We start from the raw sequence: 20,258 nt of genomic DNA on the forward strand, positions 1-20,258 counted from the left end.
GGGTCGCTGCCCAAAGCCTTCCCCCCGGGCGCCAATCCCGCAATCGCCCCTTGCACCCCCAGAACTGTCAATCTAGCTTGACACATCCAAGCACGATTGCCCCCCATGCGCCTCCCCACCCTGTTCATCCTGATCACCGTCACCATCGACGCAATGGGCATCGGCCTGATCCTGCCGGTCATGCCCGACCTGATCACCGAGGTGCGCGGGGCGGGCCTGGCGAACGCCGCGCTTTGGGGCGGCGTGCTGTCATCCACCTATGCGGTGATGCAATTCCTCTGCTCGCCGACCCTCGGCAACCTCTCGGACCGTTTCGGCAGGCGCCCGATCCTGCTGGTCTCGCTGGCCGTTTTAGCGGCGGATTACGTCGTGATGAGCCTTGCGGGCACGATCTGGCTTCTGATCATCGGGCGCATCGTGGCGGGCATCGCGGCAGGCACCCACGCGACCGCGCTGGCCTACATGGCCGACATCTCTCCGCCCGATAAGCGCGCGCAGAACTTCGGCCTCATTTCGGCAGGCTTCGGGATGGGTTTCGTCTTCGGCCCGCTGCTGGCCGCTTTTCTGGGGGACATCGACCCCCGCGCGCCCTTTGTCGCCGCCGCCTGTCTGGCCGCCGCCAACTTCGCATTCGGCTACTTCATCCTGCCCGAAAGCCTGCCCAAGGACCGCCGCCGCCCGTTCCAATGGCGCCGCGCCAACCCGGCGGGCGGGCTGATGCAGATCGGCGCCCTGCCCGGCGTCCGCCTTCTCTTGGTGGTCATGCTCGCCTACCAGATCGCCAACTTCGTCTACCCTGCGATCTGGGCCTACTACGGTCAGGCCAATTTCGGCTGGACGTCGCGGATGATCGGCTTTTCACTCGGCGTCTACGGTGTCGCCATCGCAGTCGTGCAAGCGGGGTTAATTCGGTTAATCCTTGCGCGCCTTGGCACCGGGCGCACAGTCTTTTGGGGGCTGATCCTCAACACAGCCTGCCTCGTCCTCTACGGTTTCGCGACCGAGGCCTGGATGATCTGGGTGCTGATCCCGATCTCGGCTGTCGGCGCTGTCGTCGCCCCCGCGATGCAGGGCGTCATGAGCCGCGCCGCCGGAGCGGACCAGCAGGGCGAGTTGCAGGGCGTCCTCGCCTCCATCTCATCGCTTTCGATGATCCTCAGCCCGCTGATCATGACCCAGGCCTTCTTCTGGTTCACCCGCGAGGACGCGACACTCACCCTGCCCGGCGCGCCGTTCCTGGTGGCCGCCGTGCTGATGCTAGGGGCCTTCGCGATCTTCGCAAGCACCCACAGGCCAGTGCCCGCGCCCGCGTCGGAGGTCTAGGCCTCTTCCGCCAAGATCGTTGAAAACAAACCCAAATCTACGTTCCCGCCCGACAGCGTCGCAATCACGGGGCGATCTGCGTCCAGCGCATCCCCGTGGAAGAGCGCCGCCGCCAGGGCCACCGCCCCGCCCGGCTCCACCACCAACTTCAAGCGGCTCGCAGCCACCCGCATCGCCGACTTCACCTGGGCATTCGTCACCACGATCCCCGGGCCGCACAGGCGCTGCATGACCGGAAAGGTCAGCGCGCCTGGCGCGCGGGTCAACACCGCATCGCACAGCCCCACTTCCGCACCGGTGTTTGAAAGAATTTCGCCCGCCGCCAAAGACCGCGCTGCGTCGTCGAACTCCTCCGGCTCCACCGGGCGCACCTTCAAACCCGGCGCCTTCGCCGCCAGCGCCGTCGCAATGCCCGAGGTCAACCCGCCCCCGCCGCAACAGGTCAGCACTGTCGCCGAGTGGACCCCGATTTCCGCCGCCTGTTCCGCGATCTCCAACCCGCAGGTGCCCTGGCCTGCCATCACGCTCGGATCGTCATAGGGCTTGATCAGCGTCAGCCCGTTTTCTGCGCTCAGCCGCGTGCCGATCACGGCCCGGTCCTCACCGCCCGCCCGGTCATAAAGCACCACCTCCGCGCCCATCGCGCGGGTATTGGCAATCTTCAAGGCGGGCGCGTCCGAGGGCATCAGGATCGTCGCCGGGACGCCCAACATCTCCGCCGCGCGCGCCACGCCCTGGGCGTGATTGCCCGAGGAATAGGCGATCACACCGCGGGCGCGTTCCGCATCGGTTAACGCCGTTAACGCCGACCAGCCGCCGCGAAACTTGAACGATCCGGTGTGCTGCAGAACCTCGGCCTTGAGGAACACCGGCCTGCCCGCGATCTCATCCACGAAAGGCGATGATAGCAACGGCGTGCGCCGCACGACCCCCTCGGCCCGCGCGGCAGAGGCCTCGATATCCTCGATCGTAATCATGCGCAGCGCTCCAGGACCGTGTCGATCACCGCCTGCGCGCCCGGCTCGTCCAGAAACGGCACATGGCCCCGGTCGCCGAGCTCCACAAACGCCATATCAGGACGCCGCCGCCGCATCTCAGCGGCGGTCTCAGCGGAGAGAATGTTGGACTGAGCCCCCCGGATCAAGCCAAGCGGCAGGCCCGCGAGCGCATCAAACAACGGCCAAAGATCCGGCGCCACGAAGTCCGGCGCGAAGGCCGGTGCGACCGCGTCACGCAACTTCGGGTCATAGCGCAGATGCAACCTGCCCCCCTCCTCGCGCCACACACGGCGGGCGAAGTCAGCCCAGGTGGCGGCGGGCACATTGCGAAACGTCCCATCATAATACGCGGCCACGGCCGCGGCGGCCTCTTCCAACGACGTCGCTGACGGGGGCCTTCCGATGTAATCCATGATCGCTGACAGCCCCTCGGCCATGACCTCCGGCCCGATGTCGTTAAAGATCACCCCAGACAGCCTGTCGCGCGCCATCACCGCCATCATCAGCGCCACGAGCCCGCCGCGCGAGGTGCCCAGAACACAGACACCCGCAAGCCCCAGATGATCCAGCAGTGCGACCACATCCTGGGCCTCCTGCATCGGCGAATAGGTGGCGAAATCCGCGTAGTCCGAGGCCCCGCGCCCCCGGAAATCCATCCGAATGACCCGCGCGCGCCCTGCGTAGTGATCCAACACGGGCTCAAAATCATCCATGTTCCGCGTCAGGCCCGGCAGGCACAGCAACGCCGCCCCCTGCCCTTGGTCATCATAGGCCAGACGCACCCCGTCTGCGGCGGTCACAAAATCCATTACATGCTCGCCATCACAGGCACCCCGGTCAAATCCTCTGCCTCGCGCCCCGGCCTGCCGGACAGCCGATCCATCGGCTCGCCGCCCCGGTTCACCCACAGCGTGTCAAACCCGTAGGCCGCCGCAAACGCCGCGTCCCAGCCATTGGCCGAGACGAACAGAACCTCCCCCGGCGCGCAGCCAAACCGCGCGCCCACCATGTCATAAACCCGCGCGTCCGGCTTGAAGACGCCAACGTCTTCCACGCTCAACACCGCATCAAGCATGTCACCGATCCCCGCGCTCTTCACCGCGCCTTCCAGCATGGCAGGCGATCCATTCGATAAGATCCCCGTCTGAAACCCCGCTTCCTTCAGCATCGCCAATATGGTCGGCACCTCCGGGTAAGCTTCCAGCGTCCAGTAAAGACCCATCAACGCCTCGCGCAGCTCCGCATCCTCCAGCCCCGCGCGCGCCAATGCCCAGTCGAGCCCGTCGCCCGTCACCTTCCAGAAATCGCAATGATCCCGCGCCACGGCCCGCAGCCACGAATACTGCAATTGCTTCAAGCGCCAGTCATTGGCCACCTGCATCCAGACCTCCGCAAAGGCCTCCCGCCCCGGCTGCCCTGCCAACTCCCGCGCCGCCGCCGCCACGTCAAAAAGCGTGCCGTAAGCGTCAAAAATACATGTTGTGATCCTGGTCATGGACATCTCCCTTGCGGGAAACCTGCCACGCCCACCCATGCGCCGCAACGCCCCTCCTTCCCCGTTCCGGAAATATCCCGGGGGAGGCGATCTTTTCGATTTCGCGAAAAGACGCCAGAGGGCAGAGCCCCCCGCGCCCTTGGGCGCCCCTAAAAAAAGGAACGCGCCGCAGGCGTGCTATTTGCTTGAAATCACAGGTTTTCGGGCTGCGCCATGCTCAGTACATGGAAACCGCCGTCGACGCAGACGATCTCTCCGGTGGTGCAAGCCCCATAGTCCGAGGCGAGGTAAACCGCCGTGCCGCCGACCGCCTCCAACGTTGCATTTGACCGCATCGGCGCATTGGCCTCTGTCGTCTTGAACGTCTTGCGCGCCCCGCCGATGGCGGCCCCCGCAAGGGTTTTCATCGGCCCCGGCGAGATCGCGTTCACGCGGATGCCCTGCGGCCCCAGGTCATTGGCGAGATACCGAACCGACGACTCAAGTGCCGCTTTCGCGACCCCCATCACGTTGTAAAACGGCGTCACCCGGTTCGACCCCTGATAGGTTAACGTCAGTAACGTGCCCCCATCCGGCATCAGTTCCGACGCCCGTTTGGCGACGTCAATGAACGAGTAGCAGCTGATCGTCAGCGAGTTCTTGAAGTTCGCCCGCGTCGTGTTGATGAAACGCCCAGTCAACTCGTTCTTGTCGGAATAGGCGATGGCGTGGACCACGAAATCAAGGCTGCCCCACTCCTCCTTCAAGGTCGCGAAACAGGCGTCCATGGACTCGTCGTTGTTGACGTCCACATCCACCATGACGGTGCTGCCGACCGAACCCGCCAGCGGCTCCAACCGCTTGCCGAACGCCTCGCCCTGATAGGAAAACGCCAGCTCCGCCCCTTCGGCGTGCAGCGCTTTGGCGATGCCCCATGCGATGGACCGCTCATTGGCGACACCCATGATCAGGCCCCGCTTACCCTTCATCAAATCAGCCATTTTCAGACTCTCACTTCTCAAACCGGCTGAGCAGCATGGAGCCGTTCGTGCCGCCAAAACCAAAGGAATTCGTCATCACGGTGTCGAGGCCCGCGTCCGCCTTGAAGCTGGTCGCGATCTCTGCCGGGTCAAGCGCCGGGTCGAGCGTTTCGACGTTGATCGAGGGCGTGATGAAATCGCCGTCAAGCATCAGAAGGCAGAACGTTGCCTCCAACGCACCCGCCCCGCCTTGAGCGTGGCCGGTCATTGATTTCGTTGAGGAAATCACCGGCGTGCTGCCCTCGTACAAGGCATTGGGCGCGAAGACCCGGCGCACTGCCTCGACCTCGCCCACATCGCCCACGGGGGTGGAGGTGCCGTGGGCGTTGATGTAGCCCACCTTGCGGCCCTCGGGCAGGGTCTGCATCGCCAGGCGCATCGCGCGTTCACCGCCTTCGCCCGATGGGGCCACCATGTCGTGGCCATCGGAGGTAGCGGCAAAGCCCGTCACTTCCGCGTAGATCTTCGCGCCGCGCGCCACCGCGCGCTCCATCTCTTCCAGCACCAAAATGGCGCCGCCGCCGCCGATCACGAACCCATCACGGTCCGCATCAAACGCGCGGCTCGCGCGTTCGGGCGTGTCGTTATACTTCGACGACATCGCGCCCATGGCGTCGAAAAGGCACGAGAGCGTCCAATCCAATTCCTCCGCGCCGCCGGCAAACATTACGTCCTGTTTGCCCATCATGATCTGTTCGGCAGCCGAGCCGATGCAGTGCAGCGACGTCGAACAGGCCGAGGTGATCGAATAATTAATGCCCTTAATCTTATAGGCCGTGGACAGGTTCGCGCTGATCGTGGACGACATGCATTTAGGCACCGCGAAGGGCCCGATCCGCTTCGGTGCGCCCTTTTCGATCACCGTCTGGTGCGCGGTGAACATGGCCGAGGTCGACGGCCCGCCCGAGCCTGCGATCAGCCCTGTGCGCTCATTCACCACTTCATCCTCGGAAAGGCCCGCATCGGCAATGGCCTGACCCATGGCGATATAGGCATAGGCCGCACCCGGCCCCATGAACCGCAGCGCGCGCTTGTCGACATGCTCGGCCACGTCGATCTTCAGCGTGCCGGCAATCTGGCTGCGAAACCCGTGCTCCGCCATTTCCGGCGAGGCCTCAATGCCCGAGCGACCCGCCTTGAGACTCTCCGTCACCTCGGCGGCGTTGTTCCCGATGGGCGACACGATGCCCAACCCCGTCACGACGACTCGTCTCATGTGCAAACCTCCCGTCCGGCGCGATCCGTGGCGCGCCCCTGTTGCAGCGTCTTGGGGGGTATCTAGGCGGTCGCCCCCGCCCGGTGCAACCATTTAGCGGGTGAAGTGCAGGTTGCTGTCAGCCCCCAGGCCCTTTCGCAGGCACCAGTAAATCACCGCAAGGCTGATGATCAGCCACAGGCCGCCCCACATCATCGTCGTGCCGCCGATTTCCTCGGCCAGCATCCGCGCGTCCGAGTTCAACTCGGAACGCCGCAGCGTGTCGTCGAAGATGTCGTAGGGCACGTAGATCAGCGAGCTGAGGCCAATCACGCGCAGGATCAGGTCGCAGATCTGTTCGCTGAAAAAGCGCGCCGCCGCGATCAGCGCGGCGCCTGTCAGGCCGCAAATGATCAGCGCCGGGATGTCGCGCACGTAAAGCACAAGCACCACCAGCATCACCACGCCGATCCCGCCCAAAAGGGCCTTGTCGTGCCGCGAACGAAGCGCCGCGAGCAACAGCCCCGCCCCGATGGCGAGCGATCCCAGATACCCCGCCGTCAGGGTCAGGAACCGCGATCCGCCCCGCGTCCAGACCTCGCCGCCCTGCTGGAAATTGACCGAAAGGCTTTCGACCGAGCCGCCGGTCAGGAATGCGACCACGGCGTGGGACAGCTCATGAAAGAAGACGACCAGCAGTTTCAACGGCAACACGACGGGTGTCGACCATAGGGCAAACACCGCAATCGTTAACGCGATTAACTGCCAATGTCCGCGCAGGAAGGTCATCAGCTTTCGCTCAAGGCGACCTTCATATCCTTGACCATATAGATCACCTCGCCATCGGCCTCGACCCGGCCATCGGCGACGCCCATTGTCAACCGCCGCGTCTGGATCGCCTTGGTGAAATCCACATAATACGTCAGCATCTTACGGTCCGGCCGCACCATGCCGGTCAGCTTCACCTCACCCACACCCAGCGCATAGCCGCGCCCCTGCCAGCCGCGCCAGCCGAGGTTGAAGCCGGTCAGCTGCCATAGGCCGTCGAGGCCCAGACAGCCCGGCATGATCGGATTGCCGGGAAAGTGACACTCGAAGAACCAGGCCTCGGGCGTGATGTCGAACTCGGCCACGACATGTCCCTTGCCGTGCGCGCCGCCATCGCCCGAGATGTCAGTGATCCGGTCCATCATCAGCATCGGCGGCTCGGGCAGCTGCGCATTTCCCTCGCCAAAAAGCTCTCCGCGCGCGCAGCGCAGCAGGTCATCGCGGTCAAAGCTCGTTGGATAGTTGGACATGAAGGCCCCCTGCTCGTCTTGTTTGGTGCCGCATGCGGCTGGCGTCCCGTCTATCACCCGCGCCTTTTCCGGCGCAAGGGCGCGGGCATATGCAACAAAATGCACCAAGTGCGGCGCGACATAGTTCGCCATTTGCAAAGCGCTCGCAAAACGCCATATATGGGACATCGACCTTATAGAAAGCCCCGGGACCATGACCCCCGAAGCCCTCGAACGCTCGCAAACCTGGCTCGGTCAGGCCGAGCTGCGCCCCACCCGCCAACGCCTTGCGCTGGCGTCCTTGCTTGTGGGCGATGGTCAGAACCGTCACGTCACGGCGGAAAGCCTGCATGAGGCGGTGCTGCACACCGGCGACAAGGTCTCGCTGGCGACGGTCTACAACACGTTGCGCGCGTTTTGCGACGCGGGGCTGATGCAGGAAGTCACCGTTGACGGCAACCGCAGCTATTTTGACACCCGCGTCGATGACCACCCGCACTTCTATCTGGAAGGCTGTGGCACACTGACGGACGCGCCTTCGGCAGAGTTGCAGATCAAATCGCTGCCCGACGTGCCCGAAGGGTATGAGATCGCGAAGGTCGACGTCGTGATCCGCCTGCGCGAAAAGTCGTAAGCCGTCAGATCAAAAGCTTAACGCCGTTAACTTGCATGACGCTTCTCGCGGCGATCATGGCACCCTTGCGCGATATGGCTCTAGCCATTCCGCGCAAAACCCCCTAAGCGCGCGTCAATAACTCCCATACCCGACAAAGGCCATCACAATGGACCTCCGCAATATCGCGATCATCGCGCACGTTGACCACGGCAAAACGACCCTCGTGGATGAGCTTCTCAAGCAATCCGGCGCCTTCCGCGAGAACCAGGCCGTGGCCGAACGCGCCATGGACAGCAACGATCTGGAGCGCGAGCGCGGCATCACCATTTTCGCCAAGCCCACGTCGCTGGAATGGAAGGGCACGCGGATCAACATCGTCGACACGCCGGGCCACGCCGATTTCGGCGGCGAGGTGGAGCGGATCCTGTCGATGGTCGATGGGGTCGTCTTGCTGGTCGATGCTGCCGAAGGGCCAATGCCCCAGACGAAATTCGTGACCTCCAAGGCGCTGGCCCTGGGCCTGCGCCCGATCGTGGTGCTCAACAAGGTCGACAAGCCCGACGCCGAGCCGGATCGCGCGTTGGACGAGGTCTTTGACCTCTTCTCCAGCCTCGACGCCAATGAGGACCAGTTGGATTTCCCGCATATGTATGCCTCGGGCCGTTCCGGTTGGGCTGATCATGAGTTGGACGGGCCGCGCAAGCATCTTGACGCGCTGTTCAATCTGATCGTGAACCATGTGCCGACGCCCAAGCAGATCAACAACCAGGATGATGATTTCCGCATGCTCGCCACGACCCTTGGCGCCGACGCCTTTGTCGGGCGCCTGCTGACGGGCCGTGTGGAATCGGGTCGCCTGAAGGTCGGCCAGACGGTCCAGACGCTCAGCCGCCTGGGCGAGAAGATCGAACAGTTCCGCGTCACCCGCATCCAGGCCTTCCGCGGTCTGGCACAGCAAGACATCGACGAGGCGCTGGCAGGCGACATCGTCTCCCTCGCGGGGATGACGAAATCCACCGTTGCCGACACCATCTGCGCGCTGGCCGTGGACGAGCCGCTGCACGCGCAACCCATTGATCCGCCTACCATTACCGTGACATTCGGCATCAACGACTCGCCCCTTGCAGGGCGTGACGGCAAAAAGGTGCAATCCCGCGTCATTCGCGAGCGCCTGATGAAAGAGGCGGAAAGCAACGTCGCCATCAAGATCAGCGACACCCCAGGCGGAGAGGCCTTTGAAGTCGCCGGTCGTGGTGAATTGCAGATGGGGGTTCTGATCGAAAACATGCGCCGGGAGGGGTTTGAGCTGTCCATCTCGCGCCCGCAGGTCCTGTTCCGCGAGATCGATGACGTCCGCCACGAGCCCGTCGAAGAAGTCACCATCGACGTGGACGACGAATACTCCGGCGCGGTGATCGAAAAGCTGACCGGCGCGCGCAAGGGCGAGTTGGCCGAGATGAAGCCGGCGGGCGCGGGCAAGACCCGGATCATCGCCCATGTCCCGTCCCGGGGCCTCATCGGCTATCACGGCGAGTTCCTGACCGACACGCGCGGCACCGGCGTGTTGAACCGCGTGTTCCACGAATGGGCGCCGTTCAAAGGCTCGATTCCGGGCCGCCGCCAGGGTGTTCTGATCTCGATGGAAAACGGCACCTCGGTGGCGTTCGCGCTATGGAATCTGGAGGATCGCGGCAAGATGTTCATCGGCGCGCAAGCGCCCGTCTATACCGGCATGATCATCGGCGAGCATTCGCGCGACAACGATCTGGAAGTGAACCCCTTGAAGGGCAAGAAGCTGACCAACGTGCGCGCCTCGGGCACGGACGAGGCGGTGAAACTGACGACGCCCGTCACGATGACGCTGGAGCAGGCGATTGCCTATATCGACGATGACGAATTGGTCGAAGTGACGCCCAACGCCATCCGCCTGCGCAAGCGCCACCTTGACCCGCACGAGCGCAAGCGCGCCGCGCGGGCCGGATGATGCCTGCCTGAAATTTGGGCGTGACAGGCAAGGTCACGCCCCACTAACCTGCGGGTATGTTTTATAAATCTATTGCTGCCGCCGTCCTATTTTCAATCATTTCCGTTGCTCCCGCCTCCGCCCAGTCGGCCCCTTGGCCGACGACGGAATGGGTTGCCCTGTGCTCGTTGGATGAGCGACACGGCCCCGGCGCCACGGTCACCTACGCCCCGGAACCCGGCATTTATTGCCGGTTTGATAACTACGCTTTTCGTCGGGCGGGCGGACGGCTCGTCACCATTTCCGTGCGTCAAAGCGATGTGGATGAAGCCCTGCGCTACGCGCGCTTCGCGTCCGAGCTGTTCCAGGATTGGGGCCTGACCGCGCCTGCCCTGCCAATCGAACAGACCCCCGCCGCAGTGCCCCTGCGTTTCGGGTCCGGCGAGGGCTATGTGATGAATGTGGTGCCCGAGATTTTCTACTCGGAGGACCCCGAGGACGACCCAAACGGTGTGTTTTCATCGGGCAGTGCCGGTGGAAGCTGGCTGTCCGCGCCGGAACTGGAAAGCCGGCCCGGCAGGCTGAGTGTCCGGTTCCGCCCGGCACGGACCGGAGATGTGACAGGCGAAACGGGCCCGAACATCCAGCGTTTCTTCACCGTCGCCCATGAATTGTTCCATGCCATTCAGCTCGCCTATTACTACGAAACCGACATCGAGAGCCTGTGGTATGAGAATTGGGTGACCGAAGGAATGGCTGATGCGATGGCCATGACCGCGTTTCGTATCTTCGATGAATACGACCAGGTCGTTCCTTCCGGCACGGCGACGCTCGCGCCGCTGATCGCTGAGCCGCGTTACACCCATTTTCTCGGGCCGCAATCGCGGCGCTACACAGGATTTGAAGGGGGGTTGTTCGCCACCGATTGGCGGGCCGAATACGATACGTCGTCGTTCTGGTCGCACCTGTTCGCGCGCCAGATCAGCGATATGCGCCAGGTCGATGGCATGTACCGCGCCCTCGAAGGCGACGATGAAGGCGGGGGTTACGTCGTGGATGAGTGGCTGCGGGATACGCGCGCGCAATCCTTGCCGGAGGCCTATCAGGATTTCTTGCAGGAGATCATCCGCAACGGCTCGTTCTACGATGGCACGCACGAAGATCAGCTGCTCGGATGCGGCCCTTACGAGGTCACTTTCCCTGCCAACGGCACGCGCGTTCACCTCCATGAACGGCCCGTCGTCGAAAGCCAGCGCGAGGCGCTGCGTGGCCTGCGCGTCTCGTGCTACGACTACCAGGTGGACGCATCCAACGGCGAGGTGGTCGTCTCGCTTGATGCGGAGTTCAACGGGTCGGCGCCGTCGCCGCATCTGCAGATCTTTACCGGGGACACCGTGCTCAGCGCCGGGGAAACGCTGACGCTGGCTGCCGGGCAAACCCATACGCTGCGCACGGTGGCGTTTTTCAGCCCCGTTCAGCGCCTTGCAGAGCCGGAAGATCTTATTCTGCGCGATTTCGCCGTCCGCTTTGAGCAATCCCCCCAAAGCGCCTGCAACACCCAGACGCTGGCCTTGAACAACATCGCCAACGCCTGGGGCACCTGGGACAACGGCGCGTCCCAGCCAGACCTGCTGCCGGAGTACGGAGAGGCCTTCATCCAGGCCACGTTCGGGGGTAAAGCCATCCGGGGCCCGGCCTGTATGCGCTTGATCTTGCTGGATTATGGCCATGTTCAAGGGCCCGCGCTGACCGTGCAGCTCGCCCACAACCCCACCAACCCCTACTGGGGCGTTCCGACCGGCAACTGGGCGAACATCAACCTCCACATGCCGCCGGGCAGTTTCGACCCGGCGGATCTGGCCAGCGGTCGCGAGATCGCGTTCGACCAGCTCATCGTGATCGATGGAGAGCCCAGTTCCATCGCGACCACGTCGGACCAGTTCTCCGCAGGGGAGCAGCATCCATTCATCAGCCATTTCTCGACCGGCCCCAGCCCATCAACCGTGGGTGTGTTCGGCCATCATCTGAACGAAAGCATGACGCTGCGGTTCGAGGACGCGGGCCAGCTTTCCGCAACGGGCACGTTCACCTTCAACACCTTTGGCCCCCGGGTCGAAAGCCCCGACTTCGAGCTTGGTCCTGCCAGCGGGGGCGGCACATTCACCGTGCCGATCACAAGATTGGGCCTGCCGGAAAACAGGGCGACCTGGGGCGAGGAGTGCCTTGTCGCGATGCACGAGGGAAGAGCGTGGGATGCCGTGATGTGCGCCCGCGCCATACCCGACGACGCGAACGCAAGTAACGTCCTGTTATCAATGGACCTTTTCCACAGCTGGCTGTTCTACACCTACATGCAGTAGCGGCCTAGCCCTGGAACGGCCCGCCGAACAGGTGGTCCATCGTCAAGGACGGCTGCGCGCAGCCCGCTTCGCCCACGATCTTCGCGGGGATGCCGGCCACGGTCTTCATCGGCGGCACGGCCTCCAGCACCACAGAGCCCGCGGCGATGCGAGAGCAATGGCCAACCTCGATGTTGCCCAGAACCTTCGCGCCCGCACCGATCAACACGCCATTGCCGATCTTGGGGTGACGGTCTTCCTCTTCCTTGCCGGTACCGCCAAGCGTGACGGAGTGCAGCATGGAGACATTGTCTCCCACCACCGCCGTCTCACCGATGACGATGGAATGGGCGTGGTCGATCATGATCCCCTGGCCCACACGGGCCGCGGGATGGATGTCGACGCCGAAGACTTCGCTGACGCGCATCTGGATGAAGTACGAAAGGTCTTTGCGCCCCTGCCGCCAGAGGTAGTGGCCGACGCGGTAGGCCGTGATTGCCTGGAAGCCTTTGAAAAACAACAAAGGTTGCAGGAAACGGTGGCAGGCGGGATCGCGGTCGAAGACCGCCACGATATCCGCACGCGCCTGCGCCCCAAGGCCAGGGTCCGAGGCAAAAGCCTCATCCGCAATCTCGCGCAGCAACTGCTCGGACATCTCGGACGAGGACAGTTTTTGCGCAACCCGGTAGGCCAACGCATTCTCAAGGGAGGGGTGATGAAGGACGCAGGCATGGACCAACCCGCCAAGCAACGGCTCGGCGACAACGGCGGCCTCGGCCTCGTCGGTGATCCGGCGCCAGACCGGATCGATTTCAGTCACATGGGCCCGATCTGGGGATTGAGTGCGCGCCATAGGCCGCCTCCTTTGCGGTGGTACTCTCGCCAGAATAAGCGAGGCCACCGCAAAGGTCCATGCAACGAAATGTGTAGACTGTTAGCTCAGCTTACACTGGGTCGGGCAAGGAAAGTGTCGCGTAATGCGCGATCAGGCGGATCGTACCGCCCGCAAAATCGCCGCCCTGCGCGGTGATTTCCAGCGCTGTCGGGGACCAATAGACCTGCGGCGCGCCCGGCCCGCTGACCCAGGAATTCAAGCTCGTGCCCAGGCCCGCGCCATAGCGCTGCAAATCACCAGCCACGCCGATGTCCCAGGTCGTGGCGGTCCCGGTAATGGCTGAGACGACGCGCCCCGTAATCCCGTAAGCGATTGCCCGTGCTGGAAAAAGCACAGGCGTCGTTACGCTGGACCCGGCGGCCAGGGTCACGTCGAACTCCGCCGACGTCAGCCCGACAGAGGCCCCGCCCTGCGTCAGCGTCTGCGCCCCAATGCGCCAGGCCGACCCGTTGAAAATCGCCAAAGACCCGGCGTCCAGCACCACCGCGCGCCAACCGCGCTGCGCCGGCACAAAGACCCAACCGCCGCCCGAGGCGATGGCGACAGACCCCTCCTGCCCCGCCCAGGCATTCACCGCGCCCGAGGGCACGCCGTAGGCGAACCCGTCCAAAGCGGCGGGAGGTGTCGTCTCGGTCACGGACTGAAGGCGCAACTGCGCAAGGCCATCCAGACGCACCAACGCCTCGTTGACGGTAACATGCTTTTGCGCCTGGGCGGGGGCCAACAGCGGCAGAGCCAGTTCGGGGGTGTCAGTCATTGATCTGAATCCTTGCTATGGGCCCCGCTCCGAACCGTTCGGAGACTTGAGCAACCTCGATGGAATAGTCACTAAGCGTGCCATCGCTGGCGCGCATCGCGTCGGTGTAGGTGAAACTCGGCGCGCTCAGCACCACTTCCCGGCGGATGGCCGTGGCATCCGTGATCCGCAGAATGTACTGCTCGGACGCCTCGCCCAACGGCACATCCGTGCCATCCCAGGTGTCCGCATCAATCCGCGAGCGGCGGATCCAGCTGACATCGCGCCCCGCGCCCTCTCGCGGCGCCCGCAGGTGAACGGGGCTGTAGGGCCGCAGGCCAATACCCTGAAATGCCAGGACCTTTTCCGTGTAGCTGGCATCATCAACGGATCTGCGCGACGGGCCGACGCGCCAGTAACGCTCCAACCCGCGGGCGGTGCTGGCCAGATCGACCTGCCCCACCGCACTATCGAGAAGCACGAAGATGCTACCGGCGGGCCAGACCTCTGGCATCACCGCGTCGGTGCCCTGCTGGCCGCGCAGGCGCAGGCCGATCTCCCAAACGTCCGGGGCGACAAGCGTAGCGTCGGCGAATTGCATCACCTCCCAGGTATCATCCTCTCCGGAACCGATGGCCGCCGCGTTCGCGCCTGCCAGGACGGCTTGCAACTCGGAAGAGGACAGGCTGCCCGTCTCCAACCGGATCTGCACAGCACCCGAGCGGTCCCAAATACCGGGGTTCTGCGCCACCAGAGGCTGCATCAACGTCCCCACAATCGCGGGACGCTCCACCAACGTATTCAGCGCAAACCCGTCCGGACCCGGCGCGGAATAGACCGCCGCAGAGCCTGGCCAGGGCTCAGCCGCGACGGCCAGATGCGGCGCGTGCTCCACTTCGTCACCGGTCAGAAGCGGCAAATCGAGGAAAATCGGCGTGACTGGCAAGGGCGGCACGAATGCCTCGAAACTCGCGACTTCTTCTACCTCATCGGACGGGACAGAGGTAGAGGGTTCTACCCGAACCGCCTCCATCTGGCGGAAGCCGCGATCTTCTACACGATCCACACGCCAGGTGTGGCCGTCTTCCGTCGCAACCAACGCGCCCGCCCCGATGGCGCGCTCGGACGGTGGCAGCGCAAAGCGCAGCGTGTCTTGCGCCACACGGCCCTCTGCCAACCAACGCTCGGCCATGCCCTGCCCTTCCGAGGCGGTCAACGCCATCGGCAGGTCCACGTCATTGACCTGATCGGCCCCGTCACCGGGGAAAATCGCCTCGGCAACCTTGTCGTCATAGCCGCCCTCCGCCTCGGTATAACCGATGCGCAAGCGACCCACCGTCTCGGCCTCCGGCGCGCGCGTATGGGTGAATCCGCCCTCACCATCGCCATCCCGCGCCGTCATCGGAACGGAAATCACGTGTTCGGGCTGCTCAGGCACGGGCAGGAAGACAAGCTTCCCATCCCGCTCTACGGCATGGAAGCCATAAGCCAACATCAGCGGCTGCAACCGGGCCCGCGCGCTTTGGGTCTGGGCCGAGACATGGCCGCGCACCAACCCATAAAGCCGGGAGACATCGTAATCCGTGATGCCCGCCTCTTCGCAGATTTCAGCGACGACCAGGTCCAATGGTTGCGCATCAAGACGCCCGGTCAGCCAATGGCCGCGCCCCCAATTGATGCCATCGGTCCAACGTTCACGGTCGTTGGGGAAGGCTGGCCAAGGCCGCGCGTCCCAGGCCCAGGCATGGGCCCGCCCCAGATCCAGCATTGGCCCATCATATTGATCGGATTGCGGATTTCGTCCCTCCTCCGACCAGTAATCCATGACCGCGCGCAGATATTGCGCCTGAATAAGATCGTCGCGCCGTCCATTCGAATAATGCGGGATCGAGCTTTCAGAGGATTTTGGGTCAAGGAACTTGTTCGGCTGATTGCTGCCCTTGTCGATGGCCGCGCACCCGAACTCCGTGAACCAGATCGGCTTGGATTTCGGAACCCAAGGGCTGACGGCATCCAGCACTTCGACGCGAACTTCCGAAATCTGCTGAACCGCGCCTGCCGGCGAGTAAATCGTGAAGCCGTTGAGGCCAATCATCAGGCGCCAGGACACGGCGTCAGCCGCAATTTGCCCGGTCCCCAAATACTCATCCGGAGAGAACTCGATGCTCCGCTCCACCCATCCGTCCGCAACCTCCAGACCCGTCCAGAGCTTCTGGTTCCGCAGCCCGCCATAGGATCCGTCGGCGTTGAAGTACGTCAGCCAGATATAGTGCCAATGCGGGTTACCATCCGTGGGGTCAGAAACCAGGCGCGTGCGCAAGGTCATCTTGATCCTCTGGCCCGGCACAATATCGCGCGCGCCCCGCTCAGACATGATCCGGTACGCCCCGGTTGCCTGAACCACATTGCCCTCGCCCGAAACGGGCACGATCTCCACGTCGGGAAAGGCGTCGACCGAGGGCGCAGTCAGGAGTGTAGTCTTTGAGTAGTTGAAGTTCTGAACCCAGTAGTCCGAGGTGAAGACCTCGCCATCAAAAGCGGGCCCCTCAACCGTCAAATCACTCAGGCGCTGACCGCCCCGGCGCTCGTGGTGCTCGCTTTGCCACCAATTGCGCAGGTCCTTGTAGCGGAACACCCAGGGCGCCCCTTGCCCATCTGTGATCGGCTCGCGACGCTGTGCAGCACGCGCCTCGGGGCCGGTATAATACCAGTCATAACCTTCACCGCCCTCGATCCCGGATTTCAGATGATCAAGATTGTGGATCGGGCCCTTGGCGTAATCGGCATGCTCCGTCCCATCGCGCCAGTCACTTACCGGCATGTAGTTGTCGATGGCGATGACATCGATGTTGTCATCTGCCCAAAGCGCATCGAGATGGAAGAAAACGTCGCCGGATCCGTCCTGGGGATGGTAGCCAAAATATTCAGACCAATCAGCGGCATAGGTGATCTTGGCGTTGGGCAGCAGGGCGCGCACTTCGGCAGCCAGGGCGATGTAGGCCTCCACCGCCGGGAAGCCTTGATCGTCGCGCATTTGCGTAAGCCCGCGCATCTCGGACCCGATGCAGAACGCCTCCACTCCGCCCGCCTGGGCGCATAAGGCCGCGCAGTGCAAAATGAAGCGGCTGTAGCTCCATTCCACCGGTCCGGCGTACTGGATACCGCCAGGCCCCGTCGTGAAGTCCGACGCCTCAGCCGTTCCGAAGAACGCCTCAACCGCCGCCCGGTTGGCCGCCGTCCCGTCGGGCGAGCCCTCCAAGCCTGGCGCCAAATCGCCCGTCATCCGCCCGCGCCACGGCAAAACGGCCTGCTCGTCGCCGCCGTAAGGGTCGGGCAGGCCGTTGCCCTCCAGCATCTCCATCAGCAAAAACGGGTAGAACGTGACCTCTTGTCCGCCTGCGTGGATCGCCTCAATCGCCTCCAGCACAGAGCCATCGGCAGGCGTTCCACCATAGACAGAACGCCCATCGATCTGGGCGATTTCGTCGGCCATCGATCGGGTAATCCCGGCGGCCTCCCACGGCATCTCCATGCCATCGTGTTCAGTCTGCTCCACCTTTGGACGGACCGAACATTGGCCCACCCGCAGGTCGTCCCCAAACCACGAATAGATCAGCGAGATCGACTCGAGGTTGGGCAGCGTGTCCCGTAAGTGCCCAAGAGATTGAGAGAAATCGCTCAACCCCCCTTCCGCGCTCACGTTGTTGGAGGCACCTCCCGCCAGACCAATCCGACGGCTCACAGGCGTCGTCGCCAGCGCATATTCCCCCGTCCCCGGCATCAGTGCGACAGCCCGCACCGCGGACGCGGCACTCGGAACATGCTCAACCTCGGGCTGCGCCGGACGCACGACCTCGAATGCAAACTGCGGCACCCGGTTGCCGTAGGGCGACAGGTCCAGATCCTCGAACACGATATAGGCCGTGCCCCGATAGGCGGGCACTGCGCCATCACCTTCGACGGCCTCCAGCAAAGGATCAGGCATCTGATCCGCCGTGCCTTTGTAAAGCCGCCAGGTCACAGACTCGCGGTCGATCTCAACCCCATCGGCCCAGATCCGGCCGACACGCGAAATCTCGCCCTCGCACAGCGCGACGGCAAGGCTGATGCTATAAGAATAGGTCGTGGTCTGAGGTTGCGGCGGCGCGCCCTTTCCGCCCCCGGTTGTGCTGGCGCGTTCCTGAAACTGGGTCGCCCAAATCACATGGCCCCCCATCCGCATCCGACCAAAAAGCTGCGCAATCGGCGCGCCTTCCCCCGCCCCCGTAATGCGCAGACGGTCCGTCTGGCCCACCTCGATCGGGTCCGAGCCGGTGCCCATAAGGCGCTGGTCAATCACGCGCCCGAGGGTCGCACCAACGGCACGGCCCAGAACGGCGCCGGTCATGCCCAGGATCGGCGCCTGGATCAGGCCGCCCACCGCGGCACCGGCTGCTGAAAGGAGAAGGGTTGCCATATCAGTTTTTCCTTTCGGGAAAGGTGAAACGCGCAACAACGCGCCTTGCCCAGGGGGTCGTCAAAGCGCCTTCGGCGACGCCACGCCCAGAATAAGCGTGCAGAAACCGAGGCTTATCGCCTGTCTGCGTTTGCAGACCGACGTGTTTCGCCACAGCGCCCGCGCGCATCCGGAAAATCAAAATGTCGCCAGGTTCGGCGTCGCGAAGGCCCTTTTCGGCCATATGCGCGCGCGCGGCCTGCAAAAGCCGCTCCTCGCCTGACGTCTCGGACCAATCGTTGGTGTAGGCGGGCACGGGCGCGGGCAAATTGCCGTGAAACTCACGCCAAAGACCCAGCAAAAGACCCAAGCAATCACACCCCGCCCCCTTGCAGGCGGCCTGATGAACGTAGGGCGTACCGAGCCAGTTTCGCGCCGCCGTCACCACCGCGCTCATCTGCGCGAGCCGCCACTGCGCGATGACACCCGCGTGGGATGCGCAACCTGCCAGTCTTCGTTCGGAATGTCCGGGAAGCCCTGAAAGTTAACGACGTTAACGAATTTCAGGCGACAGGTTTCCATCCGTTTGTCGCACCCCGCAGTCAGGCGCACGGTGTCGCCGGGGCCGATATCTTCGCGCAGGCTGTCCCATAGCTCGACCATGCGCGTGTCATCTGCGACCCGGTCGAGTTTCACCGCGCCCGAAAGCCCGGCTGCCGCGCCCGTCAGAACCTGCATACGCCCGCGCTCAAACCAGCGCGGCTCGAATCCGGTGAGGCCCTCGAACGTGAACACACGCCCATCGCTCGTGGTCACCTCAGCCTCGGTCACATAGCCCGCCGTCTCCAGGTCGAAGCCGCATTGCGCGTCGCCCAGAACCGCCTGACAGGTGCGCTGATAGACGCGCCCCGAGGGCACGTTCATCCGCTCCGCCAAACCCCGTAGCTCAGCCGAAAACGCCCCATTCGCGCGAGTGATCTCCCCCAGAGAGCCCCGGAATTGGAGCACCCGATTTTCCGGCTCGGCCCATTGCACCAACCAGGCCTCGACCTCGGCGCCATCGAAACGGCCCGCGAAGATATCTTCCTCGGTGATCGCCAGGTCCGACAGCGCGCCGACAGCCTCGGTGTTGTCCACCGACAGGCCCGTCGTCTGGCTCAATGCCGCAGCACTCAGCCCCGTGCCCGCGCGAAAGGTGGTGTCGTCGAACGCCAGATCACCGTCGTGATCCGTGAAGCCAAACTGGGTGCCATCCACGCGCGTCACCCGCCAACAACGCGAGACACCGGTCGCGCCGGTTTTCAGATGTAAATCAAGATCTTGAACGCTCATATCCGGATCTCCACCACGGGCACATTCGGCACTTCACCGGCCTGGAACGACGCGACAGAGGTCTGGATCATGTCGGTATCAAAGCGCACCGGCACGTCGAACTCGTAGCCCGCCGTGACCTCCACATCCTTGGGGGGGGCGTCGACAAAAGTGATCTCGCCGGTCGTGGTGTTGACCTCGAAATGCACGCCCGCCGTTTGCTCATCGACCGAGACGCCCGCCAAAACGGTCGCGGCCACTGGTTTGGTTAACGGCCGCGCATAAGAGTTAATGCCGGACTGGTAGGTTTTGGTCAGCTGGAACGTCTTGGTCACGCCGTCACCGGTGCCAATCCGCTGGTCGCGAAAGCTCGGCTCGGCGGACGGCGCGCACGATTTGAAGTCCGACCAATCCTTCCAGCGAAACCCATAGAGCTGCCCGCGACGGGCTTCGAAAAAGTCGATCATCAGCGCGATGTCGTCCAGCGAGCGCATCGACACGCCCGCATCATACCGCCTGCGCGAATGCGCCCAGGGCGTGTTGCGCTCTTCAAAACCGTTGGTCAGCGCCACCACTTCGGTGCGCCGCTCGGGCCCACCGACAGAGCCGAAGCTGAGGTTGGCGGGGAAGCGAACTTCATGAAATCCCATGGTTTA

At 63.8% G+C, this 20,258-nt stretch carries 17 protein-coding genes; 4 read left to right on the forward strand and 13 right to left on the reverse strand.

Going from position 1 to position 20,258, the window contains the following annotated elements:
* Positions 1 to 105: 105 nt before the first annotated feature.
* Positions 106 to 1,323, forward strand: coding sequence for a TCR/Tet family MFS transporter (locus AC6I9R_RS15230; protein WP_461426417.1), 1,218 nt, complete (start codon positions 106 to 108; stop codon positions 1,321 to 1,323).
* On the opposite strand, the gene AC6I9R_RS15235 is transcribed toward AC6I9R_RS15230, so the two are convergent.
* The 7 genes from AC6I9R_RS15235 to fabA form a co-directional block, all read right to left on the reverse strand.
* Positions 1,320 to 2,300: a threonine ammonia-lyase gene (locus tag AC6I9R_RS15235; protein WP_461426418.1), complete on the reverse strand. Its 981-nt coding sequence runs from the start codon at positions 2,298 to 2,300 to the stop codon at positions 1,320 to 1,322. The two genes, AC6I9R_RS15230 and AC6I9R_RS15235, sit on opposite strands and share 4 nt — an antisense overlap.
* A complete protein-coding gene (locus AC6I9R_RS15240; protein ID WP_461426419.1) occupies positions 2,297 to 3,130 on the reverse strand; it encodes an alpha/beta fold hydrolase in 834 nt (277 codons plus the stop codon). The genes AC6I9R_RS15235 and AC6I9R_RS15240 overlap by 4 nt, the downstream gene beginning before the upstream one ends.
* Positions 3,130 to 3,816, reverse strand: coding sequence for a haloacid dehalogenase type II (locus AC6I9R_RS15245; protein WP_461426420.1), 687 nt, complete (start codon positions 3,814 to 3,816; stop codon positions 3,130 to 3,132). Before AC6I9R_RS15245 ends, AC6I9R_RS15240 begins: the two co-directional genes overlap by 1 nt.
* Positions 3,817 to 4,007: 191 nt before the next feature.
* The gene (locus AC6I9R_RS15250; protein ID WP_461426421.1) at positions 4,008 to 4,796 is read right to left on the reverse strand and encodes an enoyl-ACP reductase FabI; all 789 of its coding nucleotides are present in this window, start codon (positions 4,794 to 4,796) and stop codon (positions 4,008 to 4,010) included.
* Positions 4,797 to 4,806: 10 nt separating this feature from the next.
* On the reverse strand, positions 4,807 to 6,051 hold the full coding sequence (locus AC6I9R_RS15255; RefSeq protein WP_461426422.1) for a beta-ketoacyl-ACP synthase II: 1,245 nt from the start codon (positions 6,049 to 6,051) through the stop codon (positions 4,807 to 4,809).
* Positions 6,052 to 6,144: 93 nt separating this feature from the next.
* Positions 6,145 to 6,819, reverse strand: a complete 675-nt coding sequence (locus AC6I9R_RS15260) for a M50 family metallopeptidase (RefSeq protein ID WP_461426423.1) — start codon at positions 6,817 to 6,819, stop codon at positions 6,145 to 6,147.
* Positions 6,819 to 7,328 carry a bifunctional 3-hydroxydecanoyl-ACP dehydratase/trans-2-decenoyl-ACP isomerase gene (gene fabA / locus AC6I9R_RS15265; RefSeq protein ID WP_461426424.1) on the reverse strand — a complete coding sequence of 170 codons (510 nt, stop codon included), beginning with the start codon at positions 7,326 to 7,328 and terminating at the stop codon, positions 6,819 to 6,821. Before fabA ends, AC6I9R_RS15260 begins: the two co-directional genes overlap by 1 nt.
* Before the next feature lie 193 nt (positions 7,329 to 7,521).
* On the opposite strand from fabA, the gene irrA reads away from it, so the two are divergent.
* From irrA to AC6I9R_RS15280, 3 genes are all read left to right on the forward strand, one after another.
* Entirely contained in the window at positions 7,522 to 7,941 is a 420-nt protein-coding gene (gene irrA / locus AC6I9R_RS15270; RefSeq protein WP_461426425.1) for an iron response transcriptional regulator IrrA, read from the forward strand.
* Positions 7,942 to 8,089: 148 nt separating this feature from the next.
* On the forward strand, positions 8,090 to 9,907 hold the full coding sequence (gene typA, locus AC6I9R_RS15275) for a translational GTPase TypA (RefSeq protein WP_461426426.1): 1,818 nt from the start codon (positions 8,090 to 8,092) through the stop codon (positions 9,905 to 9,907).
* Positions 9,908 to 10,074: 167 nt separating this feature from the next.
* Positions 10,075 to 12,246, forward strand: a complete 2,172-nt coding sequence (locus AC6I9R_RS15280; protein WP_461426427.1) for a hypothetical protein — start codon at positions 10,075 to 10,077, stop codon at positions 12,244 to 12,246.
* Positions 12,247 to 12,250: 4 nt separating this feature from the next.
* Here AC6I9R_RS15280 and cysE read toward each other — a convergent pair whose 3' ends face one another.
* From cysE to AC6I9R_RS15310, 6 genes are all read right to left on the reverse strand, one after another.
* Complete coding sequence (gene cysE, locus AC6I9R_RS15285) at positions 12,251 to 13,078, reverse strand: serine O-acetyltransferase (protein WP_461426428.1); 828 nt, start codon at positions 13,076 to 13,078, stop codon at positions 12,251 to 12,253.
* A 91-nt stretch (positions 13,079 to 13,169) separates the two neighbouring features.
* A complete protein-coding gene (locus AC6I9R_RS15290; protein ID WP_461426429.1) occupies positions 13,170 to 13,877 on the reverse strand; it encodes a DUF2793 domain-containing protein in 708 nt (235 codons plus the stop codon).
* Complete coding sequence (locus tag AC6I9R_RS15295; RefSeq protein WP_461426430.1) at positions 13,870 to 18,312, reverse strand: baseplate multidomain protein megatron; 4,443 nt, start codon at positions 18,310 to 18,312, stop codon at positions 13,870 to 13,872. The genes AC6I9R_RS15290 and AC6I9R_RS15295 overlap by 8 nt, the downstream gene beginning before the upstream one ends.
* Before the next feature lies 1 nt (position 18,313).
* A complete protein-coding gene (locus tag AC6I9R_RS15300) occupies positions 18,314 to 18,748 on the reverse strand; it encodes a C40 family peptidase (protein WP_461426431.1) in 435 nt (144 codons plus the stop codon).
* Entirely contained in the window at positions 18,745 to 19,623 is an 879-nt protein-coding gene (locus AC6I9R_RS15305; protein ID WP_461426432.1) for a phage/gene transfer agent baseplate hub protein, read from the reverse strand. Before AC6I9R_RS15305 ends, AC6I9R_RS15300 begins: the two co-directional genes overlap by 4 nt.
* Positions 19,620 to 20,252, reverse strand: coding sequence for a phage distal tail protein, Rcc01695 family (locus AC6I9R_RS15310; protein ID WP_461426433.1), 633 nt, complete (start codon positions 20,250 to 20,252; stop codon positions 19,620 to 19,622). The genes AC6I9R_RS15305 and AC6I9R_RS15310 overlap by 4 nt, the downstream gene beginning before the upstream one ends.
* Positions 20,253 to 20,258: the final 6 nt, after the last annotated feature.

The sequence above is a fragment of the Gymnodinialimonas sp. genome (assembly GCF_059726805.1).

Excerpts from the sequence above, each read along its gene's own strand:
- AC6I9R_RS15260 (WP_461426423.1), bottom strand. The coding sequence starts at position 6,819 with ATGACCTTCCTGCGCGGACATTGGCAGTTAATCGCGTTAACGATTGCG.
- cysE (WP_461426428.1), bottom strand. The coding sequence starts at position 13,078 with ATGGCGCGCACTCAATCCCCAGATCGGGCCCATGTGACTGAAATCGAT.
- fabA (WP_461426424.1), bottom strand. The coding sequence starts at position 7,328 with ATGTCCAACTATCCAACGAGCTTTGACCGCGATGACCTGCTGCGCTGC.
- AC6I9R_RS15305 (WP_461426432.1), bottom strand. The coding sequence starts at position 19,623 with ATGAGCGTTCAAGATCTTGATTTACATCTGAAAACCGGCGCGACCGGT.
- AC6I9R_RS15240 (WP_461426419.1), bottom strand. The coding sequence starts at position 3,130 with ATGGATTTTGTGACCGCCGCAGACGGGGTGCGTCTGGCCTATGATGAC.
- AC6I9R_RS15255 (WP_461426422.1), bottom strand. The coding sequence starts at position 6,051 with ATGAGACGAGTCGTCGTGACGGGGTTGGGCATCGTGTCGCCCATCGGG.
- AC6I9R_RS15310 (WP_461426433.1), bottom strand. The coding sequence starts at position 20,252 with ATGGGATTTCATGAAGTTCGCTTCCCCGCCAACCTCAGCTTCGGCTCT.
- AC6I9R_RS15295 (WP_461426430.1), bottom strand. The coding sequence starts at position 18,312 with ATGGCAACCCTTCTCCTTTCAGCAGCCGGTGCCGCGGTGGGCGGCCTG.
- AC6I9R_RS15250 (WP_461426421.1), bottom strand. The coding sequence starts at position 4,796 with ATGGCTGATTTGATGAAGGGTAAGCGGGGCCTGATCATGGGTGTCGCC.
- AC6I9R_RS15290 (WP_461426429.1), bottom strand. The coding sequence starts at position 13,877 with ATGACTGACACCCCCGAACTGGCTCTGCCGCTGTTGGCCCCCGCCCAG.
- irrA (WP_461426425.1), top strand. The coding sequence starts at position 7,522 with ATGACCCCCGAAGCCCTCGAACGCTCGCAAACCTGGCTCGGTCAGGCC.
- AC6I9R_RS15245 (WP_461426420.1), bottom strand. The coding sequence starts at position 3,816 with ATGACCAGGATCACAACATGTATTTTTGACGCTTACGGCACGCTTTTT.
- typA (WP_461426426.1), top strand. The coding sequence starts at position 8,090 with ATGGACCTCCGCAATATCGCGATCATCGCGCACGTTGACCACGGCAAA.
- AC6I9R_RS15300 (WP_461426431.1), bottom strand. The coding sequence starts at position 18,748 with ATGAGCGCGGTGGTGACGGCGGCGCGAAACTGGCTCGGTACGCCCTAC.
- AC6I9R_RS15235 (WP_461426418.1), bottom strand. The coding sequence starts at position 2,300 with ATGATTACGATCGAGGATATCGAGGCCTCTGCCGCGCGGGCCGAGGGG.
- AC6I9R_RS15230 (WP_461426417.1), top strand. The coding sequence starts at position 106 with ATGCGCCTCCCCACCCTGTTCATCCTGATCACCGTCACCATCGACGCA.